The sequence below is a fragment of the Fructobacillus apis genome (assembly GCF_023893635.1).
Taxonomy (GTDB): Bacteria; Bacillota; Bacilli; order Lactobacillales; family Lactobacillaceae; genus Fructobacillus; species Fructobacillus apis.
In genome coordinates, this window is record NZ_JAMWYK010000003.1 from 113,917 (window position 1) to 137,195 (window position 23,279).

25 protein-coding genes are annotated in these 23,279 nt (G+C 48.2%); 3 read left to right on the top strand and 22 right to left on the bottom strand.

Annotation, left to right across the window (positions count from 1 at the left end):
- Positions 1 to 66: 66 nt before the first annotated feature.
- From dinB to NFX39_RS04045, 4 genes are all read right to left on the bottom strand, one after another.
- Positions 67 to 1,158, bottom strand: a complete 1,092-nt coding sequence (gene dinB, locus NFX39_RS04030; protein WP_252443247.1) for a DNA polymerase IV — start codon at positions 1,156 to 1,158, stop codon at positions 67 to 69.
- Positions 1,159 to 1,244: 86 nt separating this feature from the next.
- Positions 1,245 to 1,604, bottom strand: coding sequence for a 50S ribosomal protein L19 (rplS, locus tag NFX39_RS04035; RefSeq protein WP_252443249.1), 360 nt, complete (start codon positions 1,602 to 1,604; stop codon positions 1,245 to 1,247).
- A gap of 171 nt (positions 1,605 to 1,775) precedes the next feature.
- Positions 1,776 to 3,479, bottom strand: a complete 1,704-nt coding sequence (locus NFX39_RS04040; protein ID WP_252443251.1) for a phospho-sugar mutase — start codon at positions 3,477 to 3,479, stop codon at positions 1,776 to 1,778.
- A 1-nt stretch (position 3,480) separates the two neighbouring features.
- A complete protein-coding gene (locus tag NFX39_RS04045) occupies positions 3,481 to 4,155 on the bottom strand; it encodes a DedA family protein (RefSeq protein WP_252443253.1) in 675 nt (224 codons plus the stop codon).
- 445 nt (positions 4,156 to 4,600) lie between these two features.
- Between NFX39_RS04045 and NFX39_RS04050 the strand changes: the two genes are divergently transcribed.
- Genes NFX39_RS04050 through NFX39_RS04060 form a run of 3 tightly spaced genes read left to right on the top strand, consistent with a single transcriptional unit; the run spans position 4,601 to position 6,758 of the window.
- Complete coding sequence (locus NFX39_RS04050) at positions 4,601 to 5,617, top strand: zinc-dependent alcohol dehydrogenase family protein (protein ID WP_252443255.1); 1,017 nt, start codon at positions 4,601 to 4,603, stop codon at positions 5,615 to 5,617.
- A 5-nt stretch (positions 5,618 to 5,622) separates the two neighbouring features.
- Positions 5,623 to 6,336, top strand: a complete 714-nt coding sequence (locus tag NFX39_RS04055; protein WP_252443257.1) for a DUF6198 family protein — start codon at positions 5,623 to 5,625, stop codon at positions 6,334 to 6,336.
- A gap of 35 nt (positions 6,337 to 6,371) precedes the next feature.
- The gene (locus tag NFX39_RS04060) at positions 6,372 to 6,758 is read left to right on the top strand and encodes a VOC family protein (RefSeq protein WP_252443259.1); all 387 of its coding nucleotides are present in this window, start codon (positions 6,372 to 6,374) and stop codon (positions 6,756 to 6,758) included.
- Between the two features lie 85 nt (positions 6,759 to 6,843).
- Here the strand turns inward: NFX39_RS04060 and trxB are convergent, their stop codons facing one another.
- From trxB to NFX39_RS04150, 18 genes are all read right to left on the bottom strand, one after another.
- Positions 6,844 to 7,785 carry a thioredoxin-disulfide reductase gene (gene trxB, locus NFX39_RS04065; protein WP_252443260.1) on the bottom strand — a complete coding sequence of 314 codons (942 nt, stop codon included), beginning with the start codon at positions 7,783 to 7,785 and terminating at the stop codon, positions 6,844 to 6,846.
- A 108-nt stretch (positions 7,786 to 7,893) separates the two neighbouring features.
- Positions 7,894 to 8,769 carry a UTP--glucose-1-phosphate uridylyltransferase GalU gene (gene galU / locus NFX39_RS04070; protein WP_252443262.1) on the bottom strand — a complete coding sequence of 292 codons (876 nt, stop codon included), beginning with the start codon at positions 8,767 to 8,769 and terminating at the stop codon, positions 7,894 to 7,896.
- A 69-nt stretch (positions 8,770 to 8,838) separates the two neighbouring features.
- Positions 8,839 to 9,849 carry an NAD(P)H-dependent glycerol-3-phosphate dehydrogenase gene (locus tag NFX39_RS04075; RefSeq protein ID WP_252443264.1) on the bottom strand — a complete coding sequence of 337 codons (1,011 nt, stop codon included), beginning with the start codon at positions 9,847 to 9,849 and terminating at the stop codon, positions 8,839 to 8,841.
- The gene (hprK, locus tag NFX39_RS04080; RefSeq protein ID WP_252443265.1) at positions 9,842 to 10,807 is read right to left on the bottom strand and encodes an HPr(Ser) kinase/phosphatase; all 966 of its coding nucleotides are present in this window, start codon (positions 10,805 to 10,807) and stop codon (positions 9,842 to 9,844) included. The genes NFX39_RS04075 and hprK overlap by 8 nt, the downstream gene beginning before the upstream one ends.
- 1 nt (position 10,808) lies before the next feature.
- Positions 10,809 to 11,165 carry a phage holin family protein gene (locus NFX39_RS04085; RefSeq protein ID WP_252443267.1) on the bottom strand — a complete coding sequence of 119 codons (357 nt, stop codon included), beginning with the start codon at positions 11,163 to 11,165 and terminating at the stop codon, positions 10,809 to 10,811.
- 106 nt (positions 11,166 to 11,271) lie between these two features.
- Complete coding sequence (gene phoU / locus NFX39_RS04090; RefSeq protein WP_252443269.1) at positions 11,272 to 11,946, bottom strand: phosphate signaling complex protein PhoU; 675 nt, start codon at positions 11,944 to 11,946, stop codon at positions 11,272 to 11,274.
- A gap of 69 nt (positions 11,947 to 12,015) precedes the next feature.
- Positions 12,016 to 12,780, bottom strand: coding sequence for a phosphate ABC transporter ATP-binding protein PstB (gene pstB / locus NFX39_RS04095; protein ID WP_252443271.1), 765 nt, complete (start codon positions 12,778 to 12,780; stop codon positions 12,016 to 12,018).
- Complete coding sequence (gene pstB / locus NFX39_RS04100) at positions 12,777 to 13,619, bottom strand: phosphate ABC transporter ATP-binding protein PstB (protein WP_252443273.1); 843 nt, start codon at positions 13,617 to 13,619, stop codon at positions 12,777 to 12,779. Before pstB (NFX39_RS04100) ends, pstB (NFX39_RS04095) begins: the two co-directional genes overlap by 4 nt.
- Before the next feature lie 7 nt (positions 13,620 to 13,626).
- Positions 13,627 to 14,514 carry a phosphate ABC transporter permease PstA gene (gene pstA, locus NFX39_RS04105; protein WP_252443275.1) on the bottom strand — a complete coding sequence of 296 codons (888 nt, stop codon included), beginning with the start codon at positions 14,512 to 14,514 and terminating at the stop codon, positions 13,627 to 13,629.
- On the bottom strand, positions 14,514 to 15,437 hold the full coding sequence (gene pstC / locus NFX39_RS04110) for a phosphate ABC transporter permease subunit PstC (RefSeq protein ID WP_252443277.1): 924 nt from the start codon (positions 15,435 to 15,437) through the stop codon (positions 14,514 to 14,516). Before pstC ends, pstA begins: the two co-directional genes overlap by 1 nt.
- A gap of 7 nt (positions 15,438 to 15,444) precedes the next feature.
- The gene (locus tag NFX39_RS04115; protein ID WP_252443279.1) at positions 15,445 to 16,335 is read right to left on the bottom strand and encodes a phosphate ABC transporter substrate-binding protein PstS family protein; all 891 of its coding nucleotides are present in this window, start codon (positions 16,333 to 16,335) and stop codon (positions 15,445 to 15,447) included.
- Between the two features lie 182 nt (positions 16,336 to 16,517).
- Complete coding sequence (gene recA / locus NFX39_RS04120) at positions 16,518 to 17,633, bottom strand: recombinase RecA (RefSeq protein ID WP_252443281.1); 1,116 nt, start codon at positions 17,631 to 17,633, stop codon at positions 16,518 to 16,520.
- Between the two features lie 125 nt (positions 17,634 to 17,758).
- A complete protein-coding gene (gene pgsA / locus NFX39_RS04125; protein ID WP_252443283.1) occupies positions 17,759 to 18,334 on the bottom strand; it encodes a CDP-diacylglycerol--glycerol-3-phosphate 3-phosphatidyltransferase in 576 nt (191 codons plus the stop codon).
- 10 nt (positions 18,335 to 18,344) lie between these two features.
- A complete protein-coding gene (locus NFX39_RS04130) occupies positions 18,345 to 19,196 on the bottom strand; it encodes a helix-turn-helix domain-containing protein (RefSeq protein ID WP_252443285.1) in 852 nt (283 codons plus the stop codon).
- Between the two features lie 4 nt (positions 19,197 to 19,200).
- On the bottom strand, positions 19,201 to 20,463 hold the full coding sequence (yfmH, locus tag NFX39_RS04135; protein WP_252443287.1) for an EF-P 5-aminopentanol modification-associated protein YfmH: 1,263 nt from the start codon (positions 20,461 to 20,463) through the stop codon (positions 19,201 to 19,203).
- On the bottom strand, positions 20,453 to 21,715 hold the full coding sequence (locus NFX39_RS04140; protein WP_252443289.1) for a M16 family metallopeptidase: 1,263 nt from the start codon (positions 21,713 to 21,715) through the stop codon (positions 20,453 to 20,455). Before NFX39_RS04140 ends, yfmH begins: the two co-directional genes overlap by 11 nt.
- A 64-nt stretch (positions 21,716 to 21,779) precedes the next feature.
- Positions 21,780 to 22,640, bottom strand: a complete 861-nt coding sequence (locus NFX39_RS04145) for an amino acid ABC transporter substrate-binding protein (RefSeq protein ID WP_252443291.1) — start codon at positions 22,638 to 22,640, stop codon at positions 21,780 to 21,782.
- On the bottom strand, positions 22,637 to 23,278 hold the full coding sequence (locus NFX39_RS04150) for an amino acid ABC transporter ATP-binding protein (protein ID WP_252443293.1): 642 nt from the start codon (positions 23,276 to 23,278) through the stop codon (positions 22,637 to 22,639). The genes NFX39_RS04145 and NFX39_RS04150 overlap by 4 nt, the downstream gene beginning before the upstream one ends.
- Between the last annotated feature and the right edge of the window lies 1 nt (position 23,279).

Here is a 23,279-nt window from a genome sequence, read left to right on the forward strand (position 1 = left end):
TTTGTTTCCTGTTCTATTCGTCTACTGTCTATTATACCGGGGAATCCGGTGCAACAAAAGAGCAATCTATTGCTCGAAGAGGGAGACGGCTTGGTACTTTTGTTCTTCGATGTTGGAGAAGGTCAACCCGAGGAGGCGGATGGCCATGTCGTCGGGGTAGGCCTCGTCGAAAATGAGCATGGCCTGCCGAACCATGAAGGCGGGGTCCAGTTCGAAGGGAACGCTTTGCGTAATCCCCTTCGTGCTGGTGTGAAAATCGTCGTCGCGAATCTTCACGGTCAGCGTGCGACCTAAGAGCTTCCGTTTCTCCATGTTGGCGACGACCTTTGACGCGAGCTCCTTGAACGCCGCCTCGACTACTTGACGGTCGTGAAGCGCGAATTCAAAGGTGTTCTCCTTACCAACTGACTGGCGGATGGAACGGTCCTTGACCGGCCCGAAGTGCGTTGCCCGCGCCTGCCAGTACAAGACATCCCCGAACGAGCCAAAGTACACCCGAAGGTCATCCTGGGACATCGCGTAAAGGTCTCGGCCGTCCTTAATCCCGAGCTTTTCAAACTTTTCGAGCGTCTTCGCCCCAACCCCGCGGAAGTCCTTGATGGGCAGTTCCCAAACGAAGTCCTGAGCCAGGTTGTGCGGAATTACCGTCACGCCGTTTGGCTTATGGTGTTCGGAGCCGAGCTTGGCGAGCACCTTGTTGTAAGACACCCCGACCGAGCAGGTCAGGTGTGTCTCCTCCCAGATGCGTTTCCGGAGTTTAGCGGCCAGCGTGGGCGCCGACATCTTGTTGGAAGAAACGTCGAGGTAGGCCTCGTCCAAAGCGACGGGCTCAATCATCTCCGTGAACTCGTGGAAGATGGCGTGAATCTGAGCGGAGATGGCCCGGTACTTGTCGAAGTCCGGGGCCACGAAGACCAGGTTGGGACAGGCCCGCTTGGCTTCAATCGAACCCATGGCGGAGTGCACCCCGGCTTTGCGGGCTACGTAGTTGGCGGTCGCCACCACCCCGTGCCCGAGGTGCTTATCGGGATCACGGCCGATGGCCAAGGGAAGCTTTTTCAACCGTGGATCATCACGCATTTCGACCTGCGCGTAAAAGGCGTCGATGTCGACGTGAATGATTTTTCGGTTATCCTTGGCCTGTAAAAATTCCGCCATGTCACTTCCCCCTTTCTAAAAATTAGCTTTAAAAATTTTTTCAAAAGAAAAAGTCTCCACCGAACAGTGGAGACTTGAACACGTACTTAGGCGTCGTGACGACGTTCCTTAATACGAGCTGCCTTACCTTGCAAGTTACGCAAGTAGTAAAGCTTTGCACGGCGAACAGCACCGTAGCGAGTAACTTCGATCTTTTCAACACGTGGTGAGTGAAGTGGGAACGTACGTTCAACACCAACACCAGAAGAAATCTTACGAACAGTGTAAGTTGCTTGGATACCAGCACCCTTACGCTTGATAACAACTCCTTCAAAGAGCTGCACACGTTCGCGAGTTCCTTCGACAATCTTGGCGTGGACACGAACCGTGTCACCAGCGCGGAATTCAGGAACATCGTTCCGCAATTGGGAAGACGTTACTTTTTCTAACAAAATGTTTTGACGCATGTGTCATTCTCCTAATCGCTAATCTTACACTTGCCGAATCGGCTTTCGCACAGCGGATTACCGTTAATATGGCTTATTGCCTCTTACTAGTATAGCAAAGGAGGAAGAGAGTTGCAATATTGCAAAAATATAAAAAGAGCAACCTTCCGTCGCTCTTTTCATTATAGCAATTTATCCTTGGACCTTGGCAGCCATTTCCTTTTCATAGGAAGCAAGCTTTTCGTCGGCTGAAGCTTGGGAGTCAGCAACGACACCCAAGTAGAGCTTCAACTTTGGTTCCGTACCAGATGGGCGCAAGGCAATCCATGAACCGTCGGCCAACCAGTATTTCAAGACGTTGGCCTTTGGTTGTGGCATTTCTTTTTCGGCACCGTCACGGTCGTACTGTGTGCGGTTGGCGAAGTCTTGGGTTGCCAAAACCAAATGACCAGCCACTTCTTCCAACTTTTGTCCGCGGAACTTTGCCATGACGTCGGCCATTTCCTGGGCACCGTTCACGCCAGGGAATTCGTAGGCGATGGTCTTTTCTTCAAAGTAACCGAATTCTTCGCACAAGGAATTCAAGCCGTCAGCAAATGACAAGCCCTTTTCCTTGTAGAAGGCGGCCATTTCGGCGAACAAGACGAGGGCTTGAATGGCGTCCTTGTCGTGGGCGAATGGCTTGATCAAGTAACCGAATGACTCTTCGAACCCGAAGAGGTATTGGTAATCCTTCTTTTCTTCGAAGCGATCAATCATGGCGGCGATGTACTTGAATCCAGTCAAGACATCGAAGGTTGAAACACCAAATGACTTGGCGATTTCAGCCGCAAATCGAGATGAAACGATAGACGTGACGATGGCACCGTTGTCTGGCAATTCGCCGGTCTTCTTCTTTGCCGTAAGCAAGTAGTTGACCATCAAAGCGGCGATTTGGTTACCAGACAAAACTTGGTATGAACCGTCGGCCAAGCGAACGGCCGCACCCATGCGGTCGGCGTCGGGATCGGTGGCGACAACCAAGTCCGCTTCTTCCTTCTTGGCGTACTCGATGGCCAATGACAAGGCGGCTGGGTCTTCTGGGTTAGGCTTTTTCACCGTTGGGAAGTCCCCGTCCAGTTCGGCCTGTTCCTTTACGATGGTGTAGTTGGAAAAGCCAGCTTGTTGCAAGGCCTTTTCCCCAATGTACTGCCCCGTTCCGTGAAGTGGTGAGTAGACGAACTTGAGTGCTGAACCTTCCTTTGCAATGAGGTCCTTATCAACGGAAATCGTCTTGACTTCGGCCAGGTATGGGTCGTCGACGAGGGCGTCGATAACTTCGACCGTCTTTTCGGCTGCATCCTTTTCGATGTGGAACGGATCCTTAATGGCGGCACGCGCGTCGATGACGGCCTGCACGGCTTCAGGAATCATCTGTCCCCCATCTTCACCGTAGACCTTGTAACCGTTGTCTTGCTTTGGGTTGTGAGAAGCCGTAATCATGATTCCGGCAAAGGCCTTCAAGTGGCGAACACCGAACGACAATTCAGGCGTTGGGCGCAATGAGCTGAAGCGGTAAACCTTGATGCCGTGGGCAGACAAGACTTGAGAAGCTTCCTTTGCGAATTCTTCTGAGTGGTGACGGGAGTCAAAGGCGATGACAACCCCGCGGTCCTTGGCAGCTTGTCCAGCAGCATCGATGTATTGAGCCAAGGCTTCGGTCACCTTAGCAACCGTGATCACGTTGATGTGGTTGGTTCCAACACCCATGTGACCACGCATTCCTGCCGTTCCAAAGGCCATGTCCTGGTAGAAGGCTTCTTCGGCTTCTTCATTAGACATTGTCTTCAATTCATTTTCCAAATCGGCTGGCAACGTTGCTTCTTGCCATTCCTTCATGGTTTCTTGATAAGTCATGCTATTCTCCTTTTTCTTGGCTTGGCTTAGTAATGAGGTCCACGATGATCGCACGGAAACGCTTGGAGCGCAACGTCAAGATGGCAATAATCACAGCGATCACAACCAAGGCAACCATCAGTTCCTTTGGCAGCTCAAGGTGGCCGAAGAAGTAACCGATGGTGACCATGGAAAGCGACCAGATGGATGAAGCAATCACGGACATGTGGAAGTAAGTTTTAAAGGGTAAGTGCAAGCGGTGGGCAGAAAGTGGCACAATCGTTCGAATGAAGGGAACGAAACGACCAATAATAATGAAGAGTTGCCAACGCTTTGGATTCAGGTTATCCGTAATCTTTTGCGTCATTTCTTCATTTAAGTGCTTTTTAACCCAGGGAATCTTGTCGACCTGCTTGATGATCCAGGCACCAAACCAGTAGTTGATGGAATCCCCGATGGCCGAAGCAAGGGCGAATAAAATGACCAGGGCCACGAACTCCATTGGTTCGTGGTGGCGCCCAGCGAGTCCCGCAGCGGTCATGACCAGGGCATCCCCCGGAATGAATCCCGTGATGATACCACCGGTCTCAATCAAAATCAGTAGGAACAGAATCGACAGTTCAACTATCGAAAAGTTCGCGGACGTTGACCCGATGTGGGTCATCCATGTTGTCACTGCTGCAAAGGAATCGACCATAAGCATATTCTCCCGAAACATCATAATAACGAGTAAGGTGCTGTGCTTTCTACCAAAGTCGGGCCCGACCGGGCCCGCTCCCATCGATTGAAAGCAGTCAGAACCATTTACTTAAGTCCATCATACGCTAAAGCCGGGGTAAATTCAGCCATTATTTGTGCTTTTCTTCCACTATTAAGACATTCCTAAAAAACATCCTCTTCCATTTTATTCTATTTACTCTAGAATCGCTAAAAATTATCCGAATCGGGCCTGACTTTTTCAAAAAATGACATAAAAGAAGGCTTTTTCATATTGTTTGTGCAGATATTATATATGAAAAAAGAAGTATAAAAGCCTTTATTATTACATTTGTGTAACTTTATAAAAACGTGTTGACATTACTTTGTGCATTGTTTAATATATATTGTGTAATAAAGAACAAGGATATTTGGAGGACAAATACATGGAAGCTCTTGTATTAACTGGAAAGAAGCAATTGGAAGTCAAGAACATTGACAAGCCAGAAGTAAAGCCTAACGAAGTGTTGATCCACACGGCCTACGCCGGTGTCTGTGGAACTGACCACGCTTTGTACGCTGGTGAACCAGGTTCAGCCGATGCTGTTCCACCAATCGTTTTGGGACACGAAAACTCAGGTGTTGTTAAGGAAGTTGGTTCAGCCGTTACCAACTTGAAGGTTGGTGACCGCGTGTCAATCGACCCTAACATCTACTGTGGGCAATGCAAGTTCTGCCACACGAACCGTCCAGAACTCTGTGAAAACCTTTCAGCCGTTGGTGTTACGCGTGACGGTGGATTCGAAGAATACTTCACTGCCCCAGCCGAAGTTGTTTACCCAATCCCTGACAACGTTGACTTGAAGTCAGCTGCCATCGTTGAACCAATTTCATGTGCCATCCACGGTATGAAGTTGTTGAAGCCATCACCATACCAAAAGGCTTTGGTTATCGGTGACGGATTCATGGGTGAATTGTTCGTCCAAATCTTGCAAGCCTACGGTATCCACCAAGTTGACTTGGCCGGAATCGTTGACGAAAAGTTGAAGATGAACAAGGAACTCTTCAACGTACAAAACACGTTTAACACGATGAACGGTGACAAGATCCCTTCATCAGAATACGACATCGTTATCGAAGCCGTTGGTATGCCACAAACGCAAGAATCAGCCATCGAATCAGCTGCCCGTGGTGGTCAAGTGTTGATGTTCGGTGTTGGTGGACCTGACGCCCGCTTCGAAATGAACACTTACGAAGTCTTCCAAAAGGAATTGACGATCCAAGGTTCATTCATTAACCCTCACGCATTCGAAGACTCATTGGCATTGCTTTCATCTGGTAAGTTGAACATCAAGCCATTGATGTCACACGAACTCGAATTGTCACAAGTTGACGACTTTGTTAACGGTAAGTTGGGCGTTGTCTCAAAGGCCGTTGTTAAGGTCGGTGGTGAAGAGGCCTAATTAATATGAAAAACAGTACCCGTACGTTAGGATGGGGTACCACCCTTTCCTACTTCGCCTTTTCTTTGGTGATTAACGCCATGGGAAACGTTTTGACGATTGCTACGAGTCAAAAGATTCACCCAGCATTCTTGGGTTCTGCTTACTGGACTGCCGCTGAAAACGGTTGGAACATCTCCTTCATGGGAAACACCTCTGTTGGTTTGTCCATCGTCTTCTTCGCTGTTGGTGTCTTGATTGCCATCATGAACATGATTTTGGAGCACAAGATTGATTGGCTTCGTTTCTTCGGAAACATCGCCTTCATCATGCCATTCTCATTCTTGATTGGTATCTTCTCAAACGCCTTCAACCAATGGATGCCAGAAGCACATGGTTGGCCAATGGTCATCTCATACGTTCTCTTGAACTTCTTGGGTGTGGCCATGATCGCCACGGCGATTTCCATCTACCAACGCACAAACGTTGTGCTCCACCCTGCCGACGACTTGATGCAAATCTTGCGTTTCAAGTACTTTAACGGTCGTGCCGGATTGGCGATGTGGGTATCTTACATCCCACCTACAATCATCGGTGTGGTAGCATTAATTGCGGTTCCTGATTTCTCAAACTACGGTTTGGGTACAATCTTCGCCTTCCTCTTCCAGGGAAACATCACTGGATGGGCGGATACGCGAATCTTCAAGAACCTGAAGCACCAGGGAATCGAAGTCGAATAGACTCCACCCTGTCAGTATAAAAAGGAGTGATGCACATGGCATTAACTGATTACTTTGACGATATTCAACACGTTGGTGTTCCAACCAAGGACTTGGACCGAGCTGAAAAGTTCTGGGAAAGCATTGGTTTCAAGAAGATTGGTGATTTTGCTGCTGGACCTGTCAAGTTCATGCAATACGGTCACTTGATCATTGAAACGTGGCTCTCAGACGAAGGAACGGAAAAGCCTGGTGCCATCAACCACGTGTCAATGAACACGTCAGATGCTGACAAAGCCTTTGAAGAAGCAAAGAAGATGGGCTTGGATGTGATGGACAAGGAAGTGCAACACTTGCCTTTCTGGGATCACGGTATCAAGTTCTTCAACGTTCGCACGCCGGACGGTATGACTTTGGAATTCTGTGAAAAGGTTCAAAAGTAAGACAACAAAAAAAGCCTCGGTTCATCGAAAGATGAACCGGGGCTTTTTGTTTTAATCAGATATGCTTTTAAAAGCCATAGGAGGCTTATTGACCAGCTTTTAAGGCTGAGACATAATTGTATGCCGATTGACCCGCCTGGCCACCGTCACCGATTGCTGTGGTGATCTGACGAAGTTCCTTAACAAGGACATCCCCAGCCGCAAAGATTCCAGGAACCTTCGTTTGCATCGTTTCATCGGCAATCACCCAACCGTGTTCGTTGGTGATGTTCAAATCCGCAAACTTTTCGGTGTTTGGCTTCAACCCGATGTAGATGAAGACACCAGCGGCTTCAAAGGTTGAGTCCGCACCAGTCTTGTTGTTGTGCAAGTTAACTGACTGGACTTCTTCGCCGTTTCCGTTGATGCTTGTCACTTCCGTGTTGAAGACGAATTCGATATTATCCTTCTTCATGGCGCGTTGTTGCAAGATTGGTTGCGCCTTCAAGCGGTCACCACGAACAAAAATCGTGACGTGGTCGACAACATCAGCGAGGTAGAGCCCTTCTTCGACGGCGGAATCACCACCACCGACAACGGCAACGCCTTCACCCTTGAAGAAGGCGGCGTCACAGACGGCACAGTAGGAAACGCCCTTTCCCTGGTAGTCTTCTTCGCCATCGACCCCAAGGTGTACGTGTTCGGAACCAGTGGCCACAATCACGGCTGGTGCTTGGTAGTCACCCATGTCCGTGTGCACCATCTTTTCGTTGTTGTCCAAGACTTCAACGGAAGAAACTTCACCAAAGGTATACTCAGCACCGAACTGGGTTGAGGAGGCATACATCTTTTCAGCCAAGTCCGGTCCCTTGATGTTGTTGTAACCTGGATAGTTTTCAACGTCTGCGGTGTTGTTCATCTGACCACCGTAAATCCCCTGGTCAATCATGATTGTCTTCAATTCGGCACGTGAGGCGTAGGTGGCAGCGGTCATACCAGCTGGCCCGGCCCCGATAATGATTACATCGTATTGCTTTGTCTCTGACATGACAATACCTCCCTGTAAATGAATTTGGTATAGTCTATTTTAACCTTATTCCAAACCGTTGTCGAATAAAAAAAGAGAGAGGTATATACCTCTCTCTTTTTAAAAGGATTAGAGCTTTGCAGCCATTTCCTTGATGTATGCTCGGAGTTCATCCTTTGTTTGAGGGTGCTTCAATCCGAATTCGATGTTGGTTTGCAAGAAACCAATCTTTGAACCGATGTCGTAACGACGGCCCTTGAAGTTGTGGGCGTAAACGTGTTGACGGTCGTTCAAGGTATCGATGGCATCCGTCAATTGGATTTCGCCACCCTTACCAGGCTTTGTGTTTTCAAGTTCTTCGAAGATTTCAGGCGTGAGCAAGTAACGTCCGATGATGGCCAAGTCTGAAGGAGCATCTTCAGGCGCTGGCTTTTCAACGAATGACTTCACACGGTAGAGGCCATCGTCCTTTACCTTAGCGGCTGGGTCGATAACACCGTATTCAGAAACTTGTTCGTGTGGTACTTCCATAACGGCCAAAGTTGATTCACCCGTTTCGTTGTAACGGTTGATCAATTGCTTCGTCAATGGCACTTCGTCTTGCATCAAGTCGTCACCAAGCAACACAACGAATGGTTCGTCGCCGATGAAGCTCTTGGCAGTCAAGATGGCGTCTCCCAATCCCTTAGGGTGAGATTGACGGATGAAGTACATGTTGATGTCCGTCGTTTCTTCCACGAGGTTCAACAATTCCAACTTGTTCTTTTCGCGCAAGTTGTTTTCCAATTCAGGATTTGAATCAAAGTGGTCTTCGATTGAACGCTTTGACTTACCGTCAACAATCACGATGTCTTCGATTCCAGAATCAATTGCTTCACGCACGATGTATTCGATCGTTGGCGTATCCACAATTGGCAACATTTCCTTGGCCAATGCCTTCGTGGCTGGCAAGAAACGCGTTCCCAACCCAGCGGCTGGGATAACAGCTTTACGTACAGGTTTCATTCTATCCTACTTTCTTCAAGGTACAAATCTGTACCAAAATCATTCTTGTTTATTATAACAAAGTCTTCACTAATCTTCAGCCTTCAATGGACGAGTCATCAAATCCTTGATGGCGGCGTTGATTGATTCGCCTTCGTAGATGACGCGGTACAAAGCAGAAGTGATTGGTAAGTCAAGGTTCAGGCTGCCCTGAAGGTCATTGACGGCCTTCACGGTGTTGACACCTTCGATGACCATGCCCATCTCTTCTTCGACCTGTGACAACGGCTTGCCCTGGCCGAGTGAACGGCCGGCACGGTAGTTACGTGAATTTGGCGACATTCCCGTCACAATCAAATCGCCGATTCCGGCCAACCCTAAGAACGTCTCAGCGTTTGCACCCAGTGCTTTTCCAACGGCGCGGATTTCGACTAAGCCACGAGTGAGAAGTGCTGCTTGTGCGTTTGCACCATACCCCTTTCCAATCAACATCCCGGAACCGATAGCGATGATGTTCTTCAAGGCCCCACCGAGTTCGGAACCGATTAGATCGGCGTTCGTGTATGGACGGAAGCTTTCGTTTGCCAAGGCTTCCTGCAACGCTTCTGCCGCCTTTTCATCGGTTGAACCGATTGAGATGGCCGTCAAGTCAGACTTGATGACGTCTTCGGCGTGGGAAGGACCTGAGATAACCGCCAAGCCCGTGTAGCATTCGGCTGGAACCACTTCTTCTAACATCTGTGAGATGCGTAGGTGTGTCTTTTGTTCCAAGCCCTTCGTGGCGTGTGCCAAGACAACTTGTTGGCCGGAAGTCTTCAAGACCTCGGCTAACTTCGTCCCAACTTCGCGGATGGCCTTTGTTGGCACAACCACCAAGGCGATGGCCGCACCGTCAAGCGCTTCAGCCATCTCAGACGTCGCCTGCAAGTTTTCTTCCAACTTCGCCTTTGGCAAGTACTTGTCGTTTGTATGCTGATTGTTAATCTCAGCGGCTTGTTCTTCTTTGTGGGACCAGAGTACAACCTGGTTTCCATTCTTTGCCATGGTATTGGCTAAAGCCGTTCCCCAGGAACCGGCACCCAAAACGGCGACTTTAGTCATGTTTTTTGTCCTCTTCGTCAGTCTGTTGATTCTTCTTAATTTCTTCGTCCATGCGTTGTTGCAGGGTCGTCAAGGCGTCGTAACCCATGTTTTGGGTACGGAACTTAACGGCGGCGGCATCAATCACAGAAGCGGTGTTTCGACCGGATGTAACCGGCACGACCATCTTCTTGATTTTCACACCAAGGATGTCGAGCGTCTCGTTTTCATTTCCGAGGCGGTCAAAGTTTTGCTCCCCAATCTTGCCGTTTGACAGGTGAATGTTCAAGCGGATAGAAGCGTGGGAACGAACGGAAACGGCACCATAAACCTGTTGGACGTCGATGATTCCGACACCACGGACTTCCATCAAGTTTTGCAAAACAGAAGATGGCTGTCCAATCAAACGTTGTTCGTCTTCTTGGTGAATGTCGACGCGGTCGTCGGCAACCAAGCGAGCCTTCCCCTGCTGGATTAATTCCAGAGCGGATTCCGTCTTACCGATACCAGCGTCTCCCGTAATCAAGACACCCAGTCCGTGGACGTCAATCAAGACGCCGTGAACAGACTGACGTGGTGCTAACTCACCACCCAGGTAGTAGGTCATGTTGGACAAAATCTGTGAAGAAGTCAGACGCGTCGTCAAGATTGGAATGTGCGCCTCTTCGGCCGCTTGCTTCAATTCGTCTGCGATTGGCAGGTCCGTTGAAACAACGAAAGCCGGCGTTTTCTGGTCCGCCATCTTGCGGTAGACCATCAACAGTTCGTCGTGTGACATGCGGTCAGAAAAAGACGTTTCCGTGATTCCGAGCAACTGCACACGTTCCGGCGCGTAGTAAGTAAAGTAACCGGTCATTTCCAAACCAGGACGGGAAATGTCCGCCGTCGTGATGGGCCGGTCTAAGTAGTCGTGACCCGAGACAATCGTCAATCGAGTGTGGTCGACCAATTCTTTAACAGTAACAGTTTTTTGTGCCATATTATTGCCTCCTAATATGGATATTCTTCTGGTCCATGAAGACCAGGTTGGCCAGCGTCAGGATCAAAGCGACCACAAAGGACCACCAGAAGGACGCAAAGCCAAATCCAGGAACGAAGAGCGCTGTCATTTCCAGCATCGCTGCGTTAATAATGAGCGAGAAGCTTCCCAACGAAATCACTAAAAGTGGTAAGGACAAAATGAGTAACACAGGCTTAATCAATCCGTTAAGCAGGGCTAAGATGATGGCAGCAACCGCCGCCACCAACATGTTGTCCAGGTAAAACCCCGTTGGAAAAAGTAAAGCACAGGCCAAGAAAACAGCCATGTTAATGGCAGCTTGCATTAAAAAACGCATAGGCCCTCCTTAATATTTTTACTTTCTTTATTATAGCAAACTTCTGACAAATCAAAAACAAGCGGAAGGCCTAATCAAAGGGCTTCCGCTTGTTTTATACAGCTTTTTAGATAAAGTAGTTATAACCTGGGTTCAATTCGATAATCTTACCCGTTCGCTTATAAACAATCCATTCGGCAATGTCCGTCGTGTAGTCACCAATTCGCTTGATGTAACCGGCAATCACGAGATAATCGGCTGCTGAATCGACCAACTCTGAATCTTCCTTCATCCCGTCAACCGAGTCGGTACGGACTTTGGCAGCGGCATTGGAAAGCTGGTGGTTCTTCGCAGCGATTGCTTCGGCTCCCAAGGCATCATTCTTCACGTAGTAAGACATGACCTCAGAAACCATTGTGGCAACCAATTCACCCATCTCACCGAGTTGTTCTTCAATGGCGTGGATGTGCTTGGTTCCCTTCACACGAATCGTTGACGTTGCGATGTTACGCGCTTGATCCCCCATTCGTTCCAAAACGGAAACGGCCTTCAAAATCGTGACGATTTCACGCAAGTCCGTCGTGACCGGCTGGTAAAGGGCAATCATTTCGAATGTCTTCTTTTCCAAGGCCGCTTCGCGTTCGTTGATCTTGTAATCGTGATCAATGATGCTGTGGGCACCTTCACGGTCGTGCTTAATAAAGGATTGAACGGCTGCTTGAATCGTCTTGGCAACCTGCTCACCCATTTCCGTAAAGTTCGTATCCAAATCTGCTAATTCTTCATCAAATAAACGACGCATAGTTTTGTCCTTTCTTATCCAGGATAACGCAAATCAAGCTTCCTGGCATAATCTCCCTAAAAACGATCCTTATCCAAAGCGGCCCGAGATGTAATCGGCCGTTTCTTTCTTCTCTGGATCGATGAAAATCTTTCGTGTATCACCCTTTTCGACCATGTTACCGTTCAAGAAGAAGGCGGTTTGGTCAGAAATTCGGGAGGCCTGTGAAAGCGAGTGCGTCACGATGATCATGGCGTACTGGTCACGCAATTCCAACAACGTTTCTTCGATGTTGTGCGCTGAAACCGGGTCCAAAGCAGACGTTGGTTCATCCAAGAGCAAGAGGTCGGGCTTTGTTGCCAACACACGGGCGATTGAAACTCGTTGTTGCTGACCACCAGAAAGTCCGAGGGCAGACTTGTTCAGATTATCTTTTACTTCTTCCCAGATGGAAGCGGCCTTCAATGAGTCTTCGACGGCCTTGTCCAAGACGTCCTTGTCCTTCACACCAGCCAAGCGCAACCCGAAGGCCACGTTGTCATAGATGGAGAACGGGAAGGGATTCGGTTGTTGAAACACCATTCCAATCTTCTTACGCAGTTCCACCGTGTCGGTGGTTGGCGCATAGATATCTTGTCCCATGAAATCAAAGGAACCGGTTACCGTAATGTTATCTTCCAAATCGTGCATGCGGTTCAAGGCACGGAGGTAGGTTGACTTACCTGACCCAGAAGGGCCAATCAACGCCGTGATTCCCTTTTCGGGGAAGTCCAAATCGATGCCGTGCAAGGCTTCTTTCTGGCCGTACCAGAGCTTCACGTTTCGTGTTCTTAAGATGCTTTTTTCTTCTGTCATCCAAAATTACCTGAGATATAATCGTTGGTCAACTTGACCTTTGGGCGAGTAAAGATTTTACGAGTCAAATCGTATTCAATGACTTTTCCTTGGTGGAAGAAAGCCGTGTAATCCGAAATACGAGCTGCTTGTTGCATGTTGTGCGTCACGATAATGATCGTGTAGTGCTTCTTCAATTCGAGGAGTGTATCTTCAAACTGTGCTGAAGAAATCGGATCCAATGCTGATGAAGGCTCATCCAACAAGAGAATGTCTGGCTTCAACGCCAACGCACGCGCAATCACCAAACGCTGTGCTTGTCCACCAGACAGGGCCAGGGCTGACTTGTTCAATTCGTCTTTGACCTGGTCCCAAAGGGCGGCTTGCTTCAGCGTCGTTTCAACGATTTCATCGAGCTTTTCCTTCGTGTACTTACCACGACGCGTCAACGGGAAGGTGATGTTGTCATAGATGGATTTCGCAAAGGGGTTTGGACGTTGGAAGACCATTCCGATGTGGCGGCGCATTTCGTACACGTCGATGTCCTTGGAGTTGATGTCCAAGTCACGGTAAATAATCTTTCCAGAAACGTCGGCAACATCGTCGTTCATTCGGTTCAGTGACCGAAGGAAGGTTGACTTACCAGAACCAGAAGCCCCAATCAATGACGTAATCTTATAGCGTTCAAAGGAAAGATCTCCTTCGGACAACGCCAGCTTATCACCGTAGCGCACTTGGAGACCTTCGGTCTTCAAAGCGACTTCGTGCTTTTCTTCGTTCATCTGGTAGATGAAACGTTCCGGTGCTTTATCGGGGATAAACTCCGAAACCGGCTTTAAATCTTGACCTTTTTTCGTCATGTTAACCTCACGCTTTCGTTAACTTCTTGTACAAAAGTTGACCGAGTCGCCGTGCTAAGAAGTTGAAAAGTAAGACAACAATAATCAATACGGCAGACGCTCCGGCAGAAACGGCAGAAATATCCGGCATAATTCCTTCGGAATTAATCTTCCAGATGTGAACAGCCAGTGTTTCAGCAGGTCGGAACGGTGACAATGGCGATGCCATGTTAAATGGGTTCCAGTCGGTAAAGTCCAACGTGGGTGCTGATTGACCAGCCGTGTAAATCAAGGCGGCGGCTTCACCGAAGACACGTCCTGCAGAAATCACCACTCCGGTCACGATGGATGGAACGGATGCTGGCAAGATGATGTGGATCACGGTTTCAAAACGTGACAAACCTAAGGCCGCACCGGCTTCACGTTGCAGGTTTGGAATCTGGCTCAATGATGTTTCGATTGAGCGCGTCAAAATTGGTAAGTTGAAGATGGTCAAGGCAATGGCTCCAGACAAAATGGAGAAACCGAGCTTGAACTTCACAACGAAAATCAAGAAACCAAAGAGTCCAACAACAACGGAAGGAAGTGATGACATCACTTCGATTGACGTCCGAACGATCGATACCCAGAGGCTGTTCTTCTTTGCGTATTCATTTAAGTAAATGGCAGCACCCAAAGCGATGGGAAAAGAAATGGCCATCGCTAAGATCAACAGGTAAAAGGAATTGAACAATTGAATTCCAATTCCCCCACCTGCTTCAAAGGAACGAGCAGCGCTCGTTAAAAAGTGCCATGAAAGGTGTGGTAAACCACGCACCAAGATGAAGGCGAGCATGGCAAACAACACGAGGGCGACGGAGCCGGCAATGGCGTAAATAACACCCGTTGCGACTTTATCAGCAGTCTTTGCGTTCATTACTTCAACTCTCCTTTACGTCCGATCCAGCGGATCAAAATGTTAAAGACAAGGGACATCAACAACAAAATCATGGCCAATGACCAGAGGACGTTGTTTTGAAGTGAGCCCATGACCGTGTTTCCAATTCCCATCGTCAACACAGAAGTCAACGTAGCGGATGGTGACACGAGAGAGTCGGGCATGTTGGCGGCGTTACCAATGACCATTTGAACGGCCAGGGCTTCACCGAAGGCGCGGGCCATTCCAAAGACGATGGCCGTCAAGATACCCGGTGTCGCAGCGCGCAAGATGACCTTGTATATCATCTGCCAGCGCGTTGCCCCGATGGCTAAGGCTGATTCACGGTAGTGACGGGGCACTGCCTTCAACGTATCGACCGTCATCGACGTAATCGTTGGTAGAATCATGACACAAAGCACGATGGTTCCGGACAAGATACCCAGCCCGGTCCCTCCAAAGATACTACGAACGAATGGCACGACAACCGTCAAACCAATCACTCCGTAAACAACGGAAGGAATTCCAACCAGCAATTCAATGACTGGTTGCATAATTTTAGCCCCCTTCTTCTTGGCTACTTCGGTCATGAAGACCGCCGTACCAATGGCGAAAGGCGTGGCAATCAAGGCAGCTAAGAAAGTCACTGCAAGAGAACCAATAATTAACGGTGCAGCACCAACCCCAGGCATGCCAGTCTTTTTATCGACGACACTTGGGTTCCAGTTCTGACCGAACAAGAAATCAAAAAAGTTAACTTTGTTTGTTGTAAACGTCGCGAATCCGCGCGTGATGACGAATCCAAAAATCAACACGACGATGGAAGCGATAAAGAGCAAGGCTAAGATGGAGATGGCCTTTCCGAATCGATCCTGCTTGGTTGATAAGGACGTTTTTTTAATTTTTTCAGTGATTAAATCCATTATTGAACTATCCCTTTTGCAACTGCGTCACGTTTCCGTTTAGGTCACGGTCAATTTTCATCTTATTCACAGAAATATAGCCGAGTCGTTCGACATACTTCTTTTGGAAGGAATCAGACCCCATGTAGTCCAAGAACTTTTGAACTTGCGCCGTTCCCTTTCCATTCGTATAGATGTGTTCGTATGACCAGATTGGATAAGAACCGTTTTCAACGTTTTCATTGGTAGGTTCAACGCCGTTCACCGTGGCCATCGTTACGTCGTTTGACTTGTAGGCAAAGGCAACGTATGAGATAGCACCTGGTGTGGTCTTCACGATGGACTTAACCATTCCAGAAGAATCCTGTTCCTGGGCTTCCTTTGATTGGGCGTTGTTCATTCCCCACTTTTCAAAGGCTGCTCGTGTACCTGATCCCGCCGCACGGTTAACCAAGACAATGGCCTGGTCCTTTCCGCCGACTTCCTTCCAGTTTTTGACTTTTCCAGTGAAAATGTCAGTCAACTGTTCAAGCGTCAAGTTTGTAACGCCAGTGCTTTGGTTCATTATTGGCACGATGCCGACAACAGCTACTCGGTGATCAACCAAATTTTTGGCTTCGATCCCCTTCTTTTCTTCGGCGTATAAATCAGAATTCCCAAGAGAAACAGCTCCCTGAGAAATTTGTGACAGCCCAGTACCGGACCCACCACCTTGAACCGTGACAGAAGTACCAGGATTTTGCTTTTGAAAATCTTCACCAGCTGCTTCGACCAAGGGTTGGAGTGCAGTTGAGCCGACCGCTGTGATCGGTGCACTGTTATGTCCGCTGTCTCTTGTTTGGTATGCATATACCAAAAGAGCTGCCAACAAAACGACGACAAGGGTCGTAATAATGGACCCGCGATGCGATCTTTGCATGAGCGTTTTTCTCCCCACTGAGTGCAAAAGATGTACTAACAACAGAAAAAATGTCCTAAACACCAATTGAATTATCTTAAAGGACAAACAATTTAACACGTTAAGGACAAGGCCATTATAACAAAAAAAGACGTCCAAGACGTCTTTTATTGAATTTATTCAGTTATGAAATTGATAAATTTTTAAATGATTGGTTCGTCAGTTAAACCATCATCAGCCTTTGTGGCTGCTTCGGCTTGATCTGATTCATCAGGACCAGCTTCGGTTGCCGCTTCGTCCCCAATGCCGTAAGCATTACGAACCAGGCGGTACAACTCTTCACGCATCGCGGCGTGTTCAGGATCATCCAAGTACTCCTTGGCCTTTTCACGTCCCTGACCGATTCGTTCACCTTCGTAGGCGTACCAGGAACCAGCCTTATCCACGATGTCCTGCTCGACGGCCAAGTCAAGAATTTCTCCAGTTTGAGAAATCCCCTTTCCATACATGATGTCGACTTCGGCCACCTTAAATGGTGGAGCGACCTTGTTCTTCACGACCTTTACCTTCGTCAAGTTACCAGTGACATCGGAACCGTCTTTGATTTGTGTTGAACGACGGACTTCCAAACGAACCGTTGAGTAGAACTTCAACGCACGTCCACCAGGCGTGGTTTCAGGGTTACCAAACATCACCCCAACCTTTTCACGAATCTGGTTGATGAAGATGGCAATCGTTCCAGTACGGTTCAACGTCCCCGCCAACTTACGCAAGGCTTGAGACATCAAACGCGCCTGCAACCCAACGTGGGCATCGCCCATTTCACCTTCGATTTCAACACGTGGAACCAAGGCGGCAACGGAATCGACAACAATCATGTCAACGGCACCGGATTGAACCAAGGCATCGGCAATTTCCAATCCTTGTTCACCAGTGTCAGGCTGTGACAAAAGCAATTCGTCCTTCTTAACACCAAGGGCTTCAGCATACTTCACGTCCAATGCGTTTTCGGCATCGATGTAAGCGGCCGTTCCACCGTTCTTTTGGATTTCAGCAACCGCGTGCAAGGCAATGGTCGTCTTACCAGATGATTCTGGTCCATAAACTTCCACGATACGGCCCTTAGGATATCCACCGACACCCAAGGCAACGTCCAACTTTACAGAACCAGATGGTGAAGTGGCAATCTGTGTCGTTTGGTTGTCACCCAACGTCATGATGGATCCCTTACCAAAGTTCTTTTCAATTTTTTTGAGCGCTTCGTTCAACGCGGCTTGACGCCCGTCCTTCTTTGAGTCACTCGTTTTCTTTGCTACCATTTGAAAACTCCTTCTCGTCTATTCATAGTGTACGGATATGTTTTTGAAAAAGCAAGGGTTTTTCGAACATTTGTTCGCATTTCTTTTTCGCCCACCTAATGAAACGAAAAAAGCGCCTAATGCGCTTATAATCCGTCAGCAAAAACCGAGCGGTTTTGCCAGAAGTAATCAATTCCTGAGTAAACCGTAAAGATCACGGCAACGTACAAAAGAATTTCACCCAATGGGAAGTTCATGAGTGAGAATGGCCAATCCTTCAAGTACAAGAAGAGAATGGCAAACATTTGCGTGAATGTCTTAATCTTACCTGGCCAAGCGGCTGCTAATACCGTTCCGTTGTTTTCAACGATCAACGTACGCAATCCAGTAACCGCGAGTTCACGAATAACGATAACCGTCGTTACCCAGGCCGGTACTTGCAAGAAGGCCGTGAGGTAAATCAAGGCGGTCATGACCAAGAGCTTGTCGGCCAATGGGTCGAAAAACTTACCGAAGTTCGTAACCAACTTTTGGCGACGGGCAATCTGACCGTCCAAGAAATCGGTGATGCAGGCGATGGCAAAGACCAAGGCCGCCAACACCCAATTCCATTCAGGAAGTGGCATGAAGACTGCCGCTTCTTCTCCCGGCCATGAAAGCAAAATCATGAAGACGGGAATCAAGATAATCCGAAAGATCGTTAATTTATTTGGTAAATTCATTTTTTCTTCCTTACTTGTTGAAGTTAAAGAGAACAGACCAAGTGGTCGTGTTTGCTGGCAAGTTTGGTACATCAACGTGCTGGTTGTTCAACGTCATGTTGACGTGCGTGATGTTACCGGCAAGCACCGTCACGTTGGCAGTGTTAGCAGGCAATTCAACGCTTTCTTCCGCATCCTTAGCAATGTTCTTTTCGAACAAGACCTTGTTGTTGTTATCCGTTACCTTCAAAGTTGAGCCGTTGTCTTGACCCTTGATGACCAACTTGTGACCCTGCGTCAATGAGTTGGCAACATTGTAAGTCGTCTTCTTGGCGTTGTTATCCGTTTGTGGATTCTCCAACTTCAAGTTGTTTGCAGAAGATGAAGATGAAATGGATGAAGATTGTGGAACGGATGAAGAAGCAACGTGAACCGTGTCGTCCGATGAGTTGTTGTTAGCACCAGAGATGCGCGTAATTACAAACCAAACGACGGCCAAAACGGCCACCAAGATGATGGCCAACCAAATCTTTGGGATGAGGCCGCGGAAGCGTGACTTAAACGTTTCCGTTGAGTTCACACCGGCACGGACGATACCGTCTTCGTCACGGTGTGCGTAAGTCAAATCGGAAGCGACGTATGGATCGAAGTCCACTTCTTCAAATAAGTCGTCAGGGTTCAAGTCCACTGCCTGGGCAAACTTCTTGGCAAAGGCCCGTGTATAAAAGGGACTTGGCAACACATCGGAATCGTCTTCTTCGATGGCTTGCAAGAACTTCGGTTGAATCTTAGTCATCTCACCGAGTTCTTCAAAGGTGTACCCCTTTTTTTCGCGAGCTTCTTTTAATTGTTCCCGAACTTCACTTGTTAATTTTTCAACCATATTTCTACTTCTTTATCATAAAACGCGTGAGCAAACCATCAAATAAGGCCTGCTGACTGTATTCTTCGATATCACAGAATCTAAACTGTGTTATTAGTCTCATTTTATCAAAGTAACTTAGACCGTACAAGGCTAAATCCTCGTCTAAAGCGAGCTTTGAGAGCCGGTCCATCGCACTGATATTTTCTCCGATTAGGGCTTTTTTCAAGCGGGTAAAGTCGCCTTCGGCCCGTTTCAGAACGGCCTTTGCATCCCCGAAACGCTTTTGAATGATTTCAATCTGCTGGTTCACATTTTCACCAGCGGAAAAGAACGTCACGAAAAAGTAAGGTCCGCTACTCTCAATCTCATAGTCGAAGTCATCCCCTAGCACACCCTTTTGATACTGTTCTTGATACCAAGCCGTCTGTTCGCCGAAGACGAGGTCGAAGGCGAATTCGGCCATGAGGCGTTCCTTCACGCGTTCTTCTCCAGAAAGTGGATGGGAAGCAAGTGGCAGGCCGGCCAGCATGGCCAATTTTGGTTGACTGATTGGGTAGTGTTTTGTTTCTTGCACTGCGATGGGTTCAATCGGCCGGCTGAAATTGTGCTGTTCAAGTGGCAACGCCTTCTTGTTGAAGGTCTGCTGTTTTTGTTCAATAAAACGGCGTAGGTTCTCTTGATCAAAATCACCAACAACCGTTAACACCAAGTTCTTTGGTTGGTAGAACCGTTCGTATACCGAATACAGCAATTCAGGGGTAATGGTGGCGATGCTTTCCTTGCTACCGGCGATGTCTTCACCGATGGCCGAATCAGGATAGGCTGCCTTTAGGATTCCTTGGTAGAGCATCCAGAACGGATCGTCGGCGTAGGAAGAAATCTCTTCTTCAATGATGCCCTTTTCTCGGTCGACCTTCTCCTGGGTGAAGTAAGGTTCTTCTACGAAGGTCATCAGATGGTCCAGATTCTCTTCTAACTGGCTCGTTGCCGTGAAGTAGTAGCAAGTCGCCGTGTTGGACGTAAAGGCATTGGCATCCGCACCACGGTCCAAGAAACCAACTAAGGCATCCCCATCTTCCTTATCAAAGAGCTTGTGTTCCAAGAAGTGGGCGGTTCCGGCAGGGACGGAAACGGTTTTACCCGTTTCATCCACAAAGGTATTCGTCAGTGAACCAAAGCGTGCCGTGATGGCACCGATACTTTGTTTGTAACCCGGCTTTTGGATTAAATTAACCGTGAGGCCATCGTTTGTAGTAAAGGTTAAACGTTCTTCTTTAAGAGTCATCTTCGACCTCCTTCCCAGACAAAATAAGCGTGCTCTGTTCAGTAATTTGACGAGCTAATTTCGAAACAGATGCACAAGAGGCTTCCTCAATCTGCTTCATCAACTCCTCGTTTTGGATGGGGTCTTTTTGAATCATCTTTAAGAGCGCTTCGAGGTTGACGAAGGTCGGTGAATCCATTCGAATCAATCGATCGTTCAAAACAGTCTGCTTGGCCCGCTTCAATTCGTCTTCGACAATGTTGCCATCCGCAAGGTCGGCCAATTCCCGGTTAACCATTTTCTTCACTCGGTTTACCTTGTCTTTCGGACATTCGGCAACGACCGTCATTAAGTTCAAGTCGGCTTGCAAGCGGGAGGAAATGTTGTACACAAGGCTTTCTCTTTCACGGACTACGCGGAAAAGGCGGCTGGCTGCCGTGCCACCAAAGAGTGCGTTGGCAACAACCAAGGAACCAAGTTCTACTTGTTCAAAGGCCAATCGGTAGTTCATCACCAAAGCGGCCTGACCGAGCCCCTCTTTTTCAATGGACTTATTCCCATTCGGTGCCAATTCGCCCTTGCCCGCATATTCAACAGAGGCATCCTTCGCAGCTTTTGGCCAAGTAGCCATACTTTCTTCCACGTCCTTTTTAGCGAGGGTTCCGGAACAAGCAAACAAGCGGGTGTCATTTGAGAGCATGTCCTCGTAGGCCAACTTCAAATCAGATAAGGACAGCACATCGAGGGTTGCTGCATCACCGAGAATACTTTCCTGAAGGCTCTCATCTGAGAAGACCAACTGACGGGCTTCATCCAAGGCGAGTTGTACTTTGTCGTCGTGTCGAGACAGGATGGCCTGTTTCAAGTTCTGACGTTCGGCTTCGACCAGGTTAGGCTCGGATGAAAGAAGTTTTTCATCAAACCCAAAGACCATGTCCTTTAAAAACGTCAGGGCTTCTTGTGTGAGTCCTTCTTCTGCAACAACGTCTTCTCGAACAAAGGTCAAAGAGAATAGGAGTAGGTTTTGGTCCCCGTAGGACAAGACTTTGACAGCGTAAGTTGCCCCATAGAGATCCATCAGCTTCTGCGACACTTCCTGCTGATTGGTGTAGCGCTTAGAACAGACCGCCAGTAGGTATGAAAGCAGCGCACGCTCCGTCGTCTGCTTCTTGTATGCAGGACGAGAAAAGGCGACCATGACCGTATTCGTATTTTCTTTCTGGCTTTGTTGTAGGGAAAGAAGCCAATCGTTTTCTTGCCAAGTTTCTGCCATGTTTTTCTCCTAAAAAAGCCGCCTTGGCCCAATCATCAGATTGGGAGCACAATGACGGCTGTTTCTAATTCATTTCTTTTTTCATCGCTGGACGAGGCCCAAACCAGCGCTCTTCAAGAGCGTTAATAAAGCCGTCTTTTTGGAGTCGGTCCAGTTCGCGGTTAATGGCCTTTTGCAAGCCATGGTCGCTCTTACGCATTCCAACAACGTCTTCTGACGGTTGGAAGTCACCAGAAAGCAACGCGTAGTCGTCTGGATTCGCCTGATGTTCGATGTAGTAGCGAGCGTAATCCTCGTCAACGAGAATCCCGTCGATACGCTTAGCATTCAAGTCCGTAAAGGCCTTGTCGAAGCTGTCGTATCCGACGGCCTCACGGCCAGCAAGGTACTTCTTCAGCACATCGGGGTGGGCGTTCAAATCGGTTTCCGCAGAGGAACCCGTTTGAATTCCAAGAGACTTTCCAGTCATATCCGAGAAGCGACGAATGCCCGACGTCTTATTCACCACAAGCGTCAACTTAGCCTGGTGGTAATCCTTTGAAAAGGCCACCTGCTTCGCGCGTTCCGGAGTCTTGGTGTACCCGTTCCAAAGCAAATCGATGTTTCCGGTGTTCAACTCGGTTTCCTTCATGGTCCAATCGATGGTTTGCCACTTGACCTTAATGCCAAGGTTGGCAAAAACTTTTTCAGCCAAATCGATATCAAATCCAATCAACTTTCCCTGCTTATCGCGGAAGCCCATTGGCACAAAGGTATCGTCCAACCCGATGGTGATCGTCTTTTCAGATTGAATCCGATCCCATTGGTCAGGACGAGCCGACTGGTCGCCCGGTTTTGAAACGACAACGGCCGCCCAGATGAGCCCGACGAAAAAGAAGAAAGCCACCAGAGTATTCACGATGATTTTTCTCTTCTTTGAAATCACGAGCGCTTTACCTCTTTTTCAAAATCAAAGGTCTGATCCGCTACTTCCTTTGCAAAAGGCAAGTCGTGGGTCACAACAAGCTGGGCAACGCCCTCCTCTTTTAAGGAAAGCATCACGTCGGCCACCTGCTTAGTTGCCTTTTCATCCAAACCAGATGTTGGTTCGTCGTAGGCAATCACCTGCGGGTTCATCGCCAAGGCACGGGCGATGCCGACACGTTGCTTTTGCCCACCAGAAAGTTGGTAGGGATACAAGTCTCCTTGTTCCGTCAAACCAAGCTTTTCAAGTAAAGAGTCGGCGCGCTTTGCGGCTTCTTTTTCAGACAAGGTCTTTGTCAAAACGGGGGCCAACGTAATGTTCTTCTTCACCGTGAGGTGTGGGAAGAGGTTGAAGTCCTGGAAAATCAAACCAATCTTCGCCGTCAAGTCGTTATCCCCGACCTGAAATTCTTCACCATCAATGTCGACGGTTCCGGACTGTGCTTCTTCCAAACCAGTTAAGGTCTTGATAAAGGTGGTCTTTCCGATACCAGAAGGACCCAAGACCGCCAAAATCTCACCGTTTTCGAGGTTCATTGACAAGTCTTTAAAGATGACTTTTTCGCCGTAACTTTTGGATAAGTTTTCAATTTTAATCATC

Excerpts from the sequence above, each read along its gene's own strand:
- NFX39_RS04050 (WP_252443255.1), top strand. The coding sequence starts at position 4,601 with ATGGAAGCTCTTGTATTAACTGGAAAGAAGCAATTGGAAGTCAAGAAC.
- NFX39_RS04055 (WP_252443257.1), top strand. The coding sequence starts at position 5,623 with ATGAAAAACAGTACCCGTACGTTAGGATGGGGTACCACCCTTTCCTAC.
- phoU (WP_252443269.1), bottom strand. The coding sequence starts at position 11,946 with ATGCGTCGTTTATTTGATGAAGAATTAGCAGATTTGGATACGAACTTT.
- NFX39_RS04130 (WP_252443285.1), bottom strand. The coding sequence starts at position 19,196 with ATGGTTGAAAAATTAACAAGTGAAGTTCGGGAACAATTAAAAGAAGCT.
- NFX39_RS04040 (WP_252443251.1), bottom strand. The coding sequence starts at position 3,479 with ATGACTTATCAAGAAACCATGAAGGAATGGCAAGAAGCAACGTTGCCA.
- NFX39_RS04140 (WP_252443289.1), bottom strand. The coding sequence starts at position 21,715 with ATGGCAGAAACTTGGCAAGAAAACGATTGGCTTCTTTCCCTACAACAA.
- galU (WP_252443262.1), bottom strand. The coding sequence starts at position 8,769 with ATGAAACCTGTACGTAAAGCTGTTATCCCAGCCGCTGGGTTGGGAACG.
- NFX39_RS04085 (WP_252443267.1), bottom strand. The coding sequence starts at position 11,165 with ATGCGTTTTTTAATGCAAGCTGCCATTAACATGGCTGTTTTCTTGGCC.
- yfmH (WP_252443287.1), bottom strand. The coding sequence starts at position 20,463 with ATGACTCTTAAAGAAGAACGTTTAACCTTTACTACAAACGATGGCCTC.
- NFX39_RS04045 (WP_252443253.1), bottom strand. The coding sequence starts at position 4,155 with ATGGTCGATTCCTTTGCAGCAGTGACAACATGGATGACCCACATCGGG.
- pstB (WP_252443273.1), bottom strand. The coding sequence starts at position 13,619 with ATGACGAAAAAAGGTCAAGATTTAAAGCCGGTTTCGGAGTTTATCCCC.
- NFX39_RS04150 (WP_252443293.1), bottom strand. The coding sequence starts at position 23,278 with ATGATTAAAATTGAAAACTTATCCAAAAGTTACGGCGAAAAAGTCATC.
- NFX39_RS04075 (WP_252443264.1), bottom strand. The coding sequence starts at position 9,849 with ATGACTAAAGTCGCCGTTTTGGGTGCCGGTTCCTGGGGAACGGCTTTA.
- NFX39_RS04060 (WP_252443259.1), top strand. The coding sequence starts at position 6,372 with ATGGCATTAACTGATTACTTTGACGATATTCAACACGTTGGTGTTCCA.
- pstB (WP_252443271.1), bottom strand. The coding sequence starts at position 12,780 with ATGACAGAAGAAAAAAGCATCTTAAGAACACGAAACGTGAAGCTCTGG.
- pgsA (WP_252443283.1), bottom strand. The coding sequence starts at position 18,334 with ATGAATTTACCAAATAAATTAACGATCTTTCGGATTATCTTGATTCCC.
- dinB (WP_252443247.1), bottom strand. The coding sequence starts at position 1,158 with ATGGCGGAATTTTTACAGGCCAAGGATAACCGAAAAATCATTCACGTC.
- hprK (WP_252443265.1), bottom strand. The coding sequence starts at position 10,807 with ATGGCACAAAAAACTGTTACTGTTAAAGAATTGGTCGACCACACTCGA.
- rplS (WP_252443249.1), bottom strand. The coding sequence starts at position 1,604 with ATGCGTCAAAACATTTTGTTAGAAAAAGTAACGTCTTCCCAATTGCGG.
- trxB (WP_252443260.1), bottom strand. The coding sequence starts at position 7,785 with ATGTCAGAGACAAAGCAATACGATGTAATCATTATCGGGGCCGGGCCA.
- pstC (WP_252443277.1), bottom strand. The coding sequence starts at position 15,437 with ATGGATTTAATCACTGAAAAAATTAAAAAAACGTCCTTATCAACCAAG.
- recA (WP_252443281.1), bottom strand. The coding sequence starts at position 17,633 with ATGGTAGCAAAGAAAACGAGTGACTCAAAGAAGGACGGGCGTCAAGCC.
- pstA (WP_252443275.1), bottom strand. The coding sequence starts at position 14,514 with ATGAACGCAAAGACTGCTGATAAAGTCGCAACGGGTGTTATTTACGCC.
- NFX39_RS04115 (WP_252443279.1), bottom strand. The coding sequence starts at position 16,335 with ATGCAAAGATCGCATCGCGGGTCCATTATTACGACCCTTGTCGTCGTT.